General features: G+C 66.3%; 4 protein-coding genes and 1 pseudogene. 4 read left to right on the top strand and 1 reads right to left on the bottom strand.

Annotation, left to right across the window (positions count from 1 at the left end; genetic code table 11):
• Positions 1 to 114: 114 nt before the first annotated feature.
• Positions 115 to 519 (bottom strand): annotated as a pseudogene (locus KCI33_RS12890) (IS1595 family transposase); the annotation flags it as partial.
• Positions 520 to 908: 389 nt separating this feature from the next.
• On the opposite strand from KCI33_RS12890, the gene sucC reads away from it, so the two are divergent.
• From sucC to odhB, 4 genes are read left to right on the top strand one after another with little or no spacing between them, the layout of a single operon-like run.
• Positions 909 to 2,102: an ADP-forming succinate--CoA ligase subunit beta gene (gene sucC, locus KCI33_RS12885; RefSeq protein WP_212525204.1), complete on the top strand. Its 1,194-nt coding sequence runs from the start codon at positions 909 to 911 to the stop codon at positions 2,100 to 2,102.
• A 5-nt stretch (positions 2,103 to 2,107) separates the two neighbouring features.
• Positions 2,108 to 2,989 (top strand): succinate--CoA ligase subunit alpha, encoded by an 882-nt coding sequence (gene sucD, locus KCI33_RS12880; RefSeq protein ID WP_212525203.1) that lies wholly within the window; start codon positions 2,108 to 2,110, stop codon positions 2,987 to 2,989.
• A 60-nt stretch (positions 2,990 to 3,049) separates the two neighbouring features.
• Entirely contained in the window at positions 3,050 to 6,016 is a 2,967-nt protein-coding gene (locus KCI33_RS12875) for a 2-oxoglutarate dehydrogenase E1 component (protein ID WP_212525202.1), read from the top strand.
• Between the two features lie 4 nt (positions 6,017 to 6,020).
• Positions 6,021 to 7,496, top strand: coding sequence for a 2-oxoglutarate dehydrogenase complex dihydrolipoyllysine-residue succinyltransferase (gene odhB, locus KCI33_RS12870; protein ID WP_212525201.1), 1,476 nt, complete (start codon positions 6,021 to 6,023; stop codon positions 7,494 to 7,496).
• The last annotated feature ends 86 nt before the right edge of the window (positions 7,497 to 7,582 follow it).

Genomic DNA, 7,582 nt, shown 5'->3' with positions numbered 1-7,582 from the left:
CTCCGCTCCCGGCGCGCTTGCCCAAACCGACCAACCCAACTACCAATCCCAAACCCGCAGACTCTCGTTATGAACGAGGGACCACCGGGGGGCAGGTCAGCCGAAATCGACATTACCATCGGAGCGCATGGCTTCGCGGATGCGGTGAGACATGAACCAGGCGCTTTTGTGGGTGATTTCCAGAACGCGGTGAAGCTGGTGGCTGCTGATGCCCTTCTTGCTGGATACCATCAGGTGAATGGCTTGGATCCACTTATACATTTCAATGTGGCTGTCTTCGAAGATGGTGCCCTTACGGACGGTGAACTGTTTGCGGCACTCACGGCACTTCCACAGGCCGTGGCGCACCTTGCCCTCGGGATGCTTCCTGCTCGGCTTCGTGCGGACGCCTTCAAGGCGGTAGGCACGATCCACCACGCCGCAATGCGGGCAAACCGGACCATTCGGCCAGATGATGCTTTCGACGTGCTTAAACGCCTCGGCCTCATCGTGCATATACGGTTTGGACAGAACGGACATGACATTTCCCTCAACTCTCTGACTCCAATATAGGAATCTCAGTTGGGTTTGTCAAATATACAATCGCCTTTTCTTTGCGCTTGGGCGCGGATGATCCGGCCGGCCCGGGCCGCTGCGCAAACCGCTGCCGCCGGGCACCGAGGGCAGAGCCCCGCCCTGTTGATCCGGCCCCGCCTTCCCCGGACCGTTGCGCCGGTTCCGCTGCGTCCCTGACCCCTGCGAATCAATCCCGGCACGGGCACCGATCCCGTTTGTGATCACACCTGAAAATCATGTGATCACAAATCGGACTTATTGCCCCCAATTCCCCCCGCCGATGGCGAAAACCATTGGGCCCCCCGCGCGCCCGTGATTAAAGGGCCGCGACGATAGCAGCATGGGACAGTTTCATGAACATTCATGAATACCAGGCGAAGGCTCTCCTTCGTGACTACGGCGCCCCGGTTTCCGACGGCCATGTCGTGACCCGCGCCGAAGAGGCCAAGACCATCGCCGGCGAGCTCGACGGCCCGCTTTGGGTGGTGAAGGCGCAGATCCACGCCGGCGGCCGCGGCAAGGGCTCCTTCAAGGAGGCCGAAGCGGGCGAAAAGGGTGGCGTGCGCCTGGCCAAGTCGGTCGAAGAGGCCGCCGAGGAAGCCCGCAAGATGCTCGGCCGCACGCTGGTCACGCACCAGACCGGCCCCGCCGGCAAGCAGGTCAACCGCGTCTATATCGAGGACGGCTCGGAGATCGAGCGCGAGCTTTACCTCGCGCTGCTGGTCGATCGCCAGTCCTCGCGCATCTCGGTCGTCTGCTCGACCGAGGGCGGCATGGACATCGAGGAGGTCGCCGCCTCCACCCCCGAAAAGATCCTGACCTTCGCCATCGACCCGGCCACCGGCTACCAGGGCTTCCACGGCCGCCGCGTCGCCTTCGCGCTCGGGCTCGAAGGGCAGCAGGTCAAGCAATGCGTCAGGCTGCTGGGCCAGCTCTACCAGCTCTTCACCGACAAGGATGTCGAGCTGCTGGAGATCAACCCGCTGATCGTCACCGACGCGGGCGACCTGAAATGCCTCGACTGCAAGATGGGCTTCGACGGCAACGCGCTCTACCGCCACGAGGATGTCTTCGCGCTGCGCGACGAGACGGAGGAGGATCCCAAGGAACTCGCCGCCTCGAAATACGATCTCAACTACATCGCGCTCGATGGCGAGATCGGCTGCATGGTGAACGGCGCGGGCCTCGCCATGGCGACGATGGACATCATCAAGCTCTACGGCGCTGAGCCCGCCAACTTCCTCGACGTGGGCGGCGGCGCGACCAAGGAGAAGGTCACCGAGGCGTTCAAAATCATCACCTCCGACCCCAACGTCAAAGGCATCCTCGTCAACATCTTCGGCGGCATCATGCGCTGCGACGTGATCGCCGAGGGCGTGGTCGCCGCAGTCAAGGAGGTCGGCCTCGAGGTTCCGCTGGTCGTCCGCCTGGAGGGCACCAATGTCGAGAAGGGCAAGGAGATCATCAACACCTCCGGCCTGAACGTGATTGCAGCCGACAACCTGTCCGACGCGGCAGAAAAAGTCGTCAAAGCGGTGAAGGGGTAAGTCGAATGGCTGTTCTTGTTGACGAAAACACCAAGGTCATCTGCCAGGGCTTCACCGGAAGCCAGGGCACCTTCCACTCCGAACAGGCGATCGCCTATGGCACCAGGATGGTCGGCGGCGTGACGCCGGGCAAGGGCGGGCAGAGCCACCTGGGCCTGCCGGTCTTCAACTCGGTGCACGAGGCCAAATCCGTGACCGGGGCCAACGCCTCGGTCATCTATGTGCCGCCGCCCTTCGCCGCCGACTCGATCCTCGAGGCGATCGACGCCGGGATGGAGCTGGTCGTCTGCATCACCGAGGGTATCCCGGTGCTGGACATGATGACCGTCAAGCGCGCGCTCGAAGGCTCGAAAACCACGCTGATCGGCCCCAACTGCCCGGGCGTCATCACCCCCGACGCCTGCAAGATCGGCATCATGCCCGGCCACATCCACAAGCGCGGCTCGGTCGGCGTGGTGTCGCGCTCGGGCACGCTGACCTATGAGGCGGTCAAGCAGACCTCCGATTCCGGCCTCGGCCAGTCCACCGCGGTGGGCATCGGCGGCGACCCGATCAAGGGCACCGAGCATATCGACGTGCTGGAGATGTTCCTGGCCGACCCGGAAACCCAGTCGATCATCATGATCGGCGAGATCGGCGGCTCGGCCGAGGAAGAGGCCGCGCAGTTCCTCAAGGACGAGGCCAAGCGCGGCCGCTCCAAGCCCTGCGCGGGCTTCATCGCCGGGCGCACCGCGCCTCCGGGCCGCCGCATGGGCCACGCGGGCGCCATCGTCGCCGGCGGCAAGGGCGGCGCCGAGGACAAGATCGAGGCCATGAAATCGGCCGGCATCGTGGTCGCCGACAGCCCCGCGGGGCTGGGCGAGGCCGTGCTCAAGGCGATCGGCTGACACAAGCGAACCTTCCGCGCCCCCGCGGGGGCGCGGCCCATACCCAGTCAGGTGCATCCAATGACGGACCAAAGCCCCAACGACCAGTTCCACGCCTCTTCGTTCATGCAGGGGCAGAACGCCGAATATCTCGAACAGCTCTATGCCCGATACGCCAACGACCCCAAGGCCGTCGATGAGGGCTGGCAGGAGTTCTTCCGCGCGCTCGGCGACACAGAGGTGGATGTGAAGAAAGAGGCCTCCGGCCCCTCCTGGGCGCGCACCGACTGGCCGCCGCAGCCCGCCGATGACCTGACCGCCGCCCTGACCGGCGAATGGCCCGCCGCCGCCCCGGCCGAGGCCAAGGGCGCCGCCAAGAAGATCAGGGAGAAGGCCGCCGAGAAGGGCGTCCCGGTCTCCGAGGAGCAGGTCAAGCGCGCCGTGCTGGATTCGATCCGCGCGCTGATGCTGATCCGCGCCTACCGCATCCGCGGCCACCTGGTGGCCGATCTCGACCCGCTGGGCCTGAGCAACGAGACCCTGCACCCCGAGCTCGACGCGCGCTCCTACGGCTTCACCGAGGCCGACATGGACCGGCCGATCTTCATCGACAACGTGCTCGGCCTGCAATTCGCCTCGATGCGCGAGATCCTCGACATTGTGAAGCGCACCTATTGCGGCACCTTCGCGCTGCAATACATGCACATCTCCGACCCCGAGCAATCCGCCTGGCTGAAGGAGCGGATCGAGGGCTTCGGCAAGGAAATCACCTTCACCCGCGAAGGCCGCCGCGCAATCCTCAACAAGCTGGTCGAAGCCGAGGGCTTCGAGAAATTCCTGCACGTCAAATACATGGGCACCAAGCGCTTCGGCCTCGACGGCGGCGAGGCGCTGATCCCCGCGATGGAGCAGATCATCAAGCGCGGCGGCGCGCTGGGGGTCAAGGAGATCGTCATCGGCATGCCCCACCGCGGCCGCCTCAGCGTGCTGGCCAACGTGATGGGCAAGCCCTACCGCGCGATCTTCAACGAATTCCAGGGCGGCAGCTTCAAGCCCGAGGACGTGGACGGATCGGGCGACGTGAAATACCACCTCGGCGCCTCCTCGGACCGTGAATTCGACGGCAACAAGGTGCACCTCAGCCTGACCGCCAACCCCAGCCACCTCGAGGCGGTGAACCCGGTGGTGCTGGGCAAGGCGCGGGCCAAGCAGTCCCAGGACAACGATCCCACCCGCCACAGCGTGATCCCCGTGCTGCTGCACGGCGACGCGGCCTTCGCGGGCCAGGGCGTGGTGGCCGAATGTTTCGGCATGTCGGGGCTGGTGGGCCACCGCACCGGCGGCACCATCCACATCGTGGTGAACAACCAGATCGGCTTCACCACCGCGCCGCATTTCTCGCGTTCCTCGCCCTATCCGACGGACATCGCGCTGATGGTCGAGGCGCCGATCTTCCACGTCAACGGCGACGACCCCGAGGCCGTGGTCCACGCCGCCAAGGTGGCCACCGAGTTCCGGCAGAAGTTCCACAAGGACGTGGTCATCGACATCTTCTGCTATCGCCGGTTCGGTCACAACGAGGGCGACGAGCCCATGTTCACCAACCCGCTGATGTACAAGCGGATCAAGAAGCACAAGACCACGCTCCAGCTCTACACCGACCGGCTGGTGGCCGACGGGCTGATCCCCGAGGGCGAGATCGAGGATATGAAGGCCGCCTTCCAGGCCCATCTGAACGAGGAGTTCGAGGCCGGCAAGGACTTCAAGCCCAACAAGGCCGACTGGCTGGACGGGCGCTGGTCGCATCTCAACCGCGAGGGCGAGGAATACCAGCGCGGCGAAACCGCCATCAAGCCCGAGACCCTGGCCGAGGTCGGCGCCGCGCTGACCCGCGCCCCCGAGGGCTTCCCGATCCACAAGACCGTGGCGCGCCTGCTGGAAACCAAGCAGCAGATGTTCGAGACCGGCAAGGGCTTCGACTGGGCGACGGCCGAGGCGCTGGCCTTCGGCTCGCTGCTGACCGAGGGCTACCCGGTGCGGCTGTCCGGACAGGACAGCACCCGCGGGACCTTCTCGCAGCGACACTCGGCGCTGATCAACCAGGACACCGAAGAGCGCTACTACCCGCTAAACCACATCCGCGACGGGCAGGCCCGCTACGAGGTCATCGACTCGATGCTCTCGGAATACGCGGTGCTGGGGTTCGAGTATGGCTATTCGCTGGCCGAGCCCAACGCCCTGGTGATGTGGGAGGCCCAGTTCGGCGATTTCGCCAACGGCGCGCAGATCATGTTCGACCAGTTCATCTCCTCGGGCGAGCGCAAGTGGCTGCGCATGTCCGGCCTCGTCATGCTGCTGCCGCATGGCTTCGAGGGCCAGGGCCCCGAGCACAGCTCGGCCCGGCTGGAGCGCTTCCTGCAGCTCTGCGCCGAGGACAACTGGATCGTCGCCAACTGCTCGACGCCGGCGAACTATTTCCACATCCTGCGCCGCCAGCTGCACCGCAGCTTCCGCAAGCCGCTGGTCCTGATGACGCCGAAATCGCTGCTGCGCCACAAGCTCTGCATCTCGGACGCGCAGGACTTCACCACCGGCTCCTCCTTCCACCGGGTGCTGTGGGACGATGCCGAATATGGCCATTCCGACACCAAGCTGGCCGCCGACGAAAAGATCCGGCGCGTGGTGATCTGCTCGGGCAAGGTCTATTACGACCTGCTCGAGGAGCGCGACGCCCGCGGCATCGACGACGTCTACCTGCTGCGGCTCGAACAGTTCTACCCCTTCCCGGCCATGTCGCTGGTGAAGGAGCTTGAGCGCTTCAAGGGCGCGGAAATGGTCTGGTGCCAGGAAGAGCCCAAGAACCAGGGCGCCTGGAGCTTCATCGAGCCCAACCTCGAATGGGCGCTCACCCGCATCGGCGCCAAGCACCAGCGCCCGCGCTACGTCGGCCGCGCCGCATCGGCCTCGCCCGCCACGGGTCTGGCCAGCAACCACAAGGCACAGCAAGAGGCGCTCGTGAACGAAGCGCTGACCATCGAAGGGAAGTAAGCCCATGTCTACCGAAGTCCGCGTGCCCACCCTGGGCGAAAGCGTCACCGAAGCCACGGTCGCGACCTGGTTCAAGAAGCCCGGCGATGCCGTCGCCGTCGACGAGATGCTGTGCGAGCTGGAAACCGACAAGGTGACGGTCGAGGTGCCCTCGCCCGCCGCCGGGACCTTGGGCGAAATCGTCGCCGCCGAGGGCGAGACCGTCGGCGTCGATGCGCTGCTGGCCACCATCGCCGAAGGCGCCGCCGCCCCCGCGACCAAGCCCGCCGTCGCCCCGTCCGCGGCTGCGGTCGACGTGATGGTGCCCACCCTCGGCGAAAGCGTGACCGAGGCCACGGTCTCGACCTGGTTCAAGAAGGTCGGTGACACCGTCGCCCAGGACGAGATGCTCTGCGAACTTGAGACCGACAAGGTCTCGGTCGAGGTCCCGGCCCCCGCCGCGGGCGTGCTGACCGAGATCCTCGCCCCCGAGGGCGCCACCGTCGCCGCCGGCGGCAGGCTCGGCGTCCTGAGCGCCGGCACAGGCGCCGCCGTTGCCCCGGCCCCGGCCGCCGCTACCCCCGCCCCGGCGCCCGCCGCCGCCGCGGATGTCGAGAACGCCCCCTCGGCCACCAAGCTGATGGCCGAAAAGGGCCTCTCGCCCGATCAGGTGCAGGGCAGCGGCCGCGACGGCCGCATCATGAAGGAAGACGTGCTCAGGGCCGCCGTGGCCGCCACCGCGCCGGCCGCGGCCCCGGCCCCCGCCGCCGCGCCGCGCGCGCCCGTCGCCGCCGTGGACGCCGCGCGCGAGGAGCGGGTCAAGATGACCCGCCTGCGCCAGACCATCGCCCGCCGGCTCAAGGACGCACAGAACACCGCCGCCATCCTGACCACCTACAACGAGGTGGACATGACCGCGGTCATGGAACTGCGCAATGAATACAAGGACATCTTCGAGAAGAAGCACGGCGCGCGCCTCGGCTTCATGTCCTTCTTCACCAAGGCCTGCTGCCACGCGCTGAAGGAAGTGCCGGAGGTCAACGCCGAGATCGACGGCACCGACATCGTCTACAAGAACTACGTCCACATGGGCATCGCCGCCGGCACACCGCAGGGCCTCGTGGTGCCGGTGATCCGCGATGCCGACCGCATGTCCTTCGCCGAAATCGAGAAGGCCATCGCCGAAAAGGGCCGCCGCGCCCGCGACGGCAAGCTCTCGATGGCCGAGATGCAGGGCGGCACCTTCACCATCTCCAACGGCGGCGTCTACGGCTCGCTGATGTCCTCGCCGATCCTGAACCCGCCGCAATCGGGCATCCTCGGCATGCACAAGATCCAGGACCGCCCCGTGGCCATCAACGGCCAGGTGGTGATCCGCCCGATGATGTATCTGGCGCTTAGCTACGACCACCGCATCGTCGACGGCAAGGGCGCCGTGACCTTCCTCGTCCGCGTCAAGGACGCGCTCGAGGATCCGCGCCGCCTGCTGATGGATCTGTGATCGCGCCCCCCCCCGGGGAGCGGCCCTTCTTCTGGCCCGAAATATCCTCGGGGGTGAATTGCCCCGGCCCGCCGGGGCAAGAGGGG

This window comes from Actibacterium sp. MT2.3-13A (assembly GCF_018139985.1).
Taxonomy (GTDB): domain Bacteria; phylum Pseudomonadota; class Alphaproteobacteria; order Rhodobacterales; family Rhodobacteraceae; genus JAGSOU01.
Note: the sequence above shows the minus strand (reverse complement) of the source record. Positions and strands in the feature narration are given on the sequence as shown.

What these genes read in the sequence shown, in the direction of transcription:
- sucD (WP_212525203.1), top strand. Translation starts at nt 2,108, where the DNA reads ATGGCTGTTCTTGTTGACGAAAACACCAAGGTCATCTGCCAGGGCTTC.
- odhB (WP_212525201.1), top strand. Translation starts at nt 6,021, where the DNA reads ATGTCTACCGAAGTCCGCGTGCCCACCCTGGGCGAAAGCGTCACCGAA.
- sucC (WP_212525204.1), top strand. Translation starts at nt 909, where the DNA reads ATGAACATTCATGAATACCAGGCGAAGGCTCTCCTTCGTGACTACGGC.
- KCI33_RS12875 (WP_212525202.1), top strand. Translation starts at nt 3,050, where the DNA reads ATGACGGACCAAAGCCCCAACGACCAGTTCCACGCCTCTTCGTTCATG.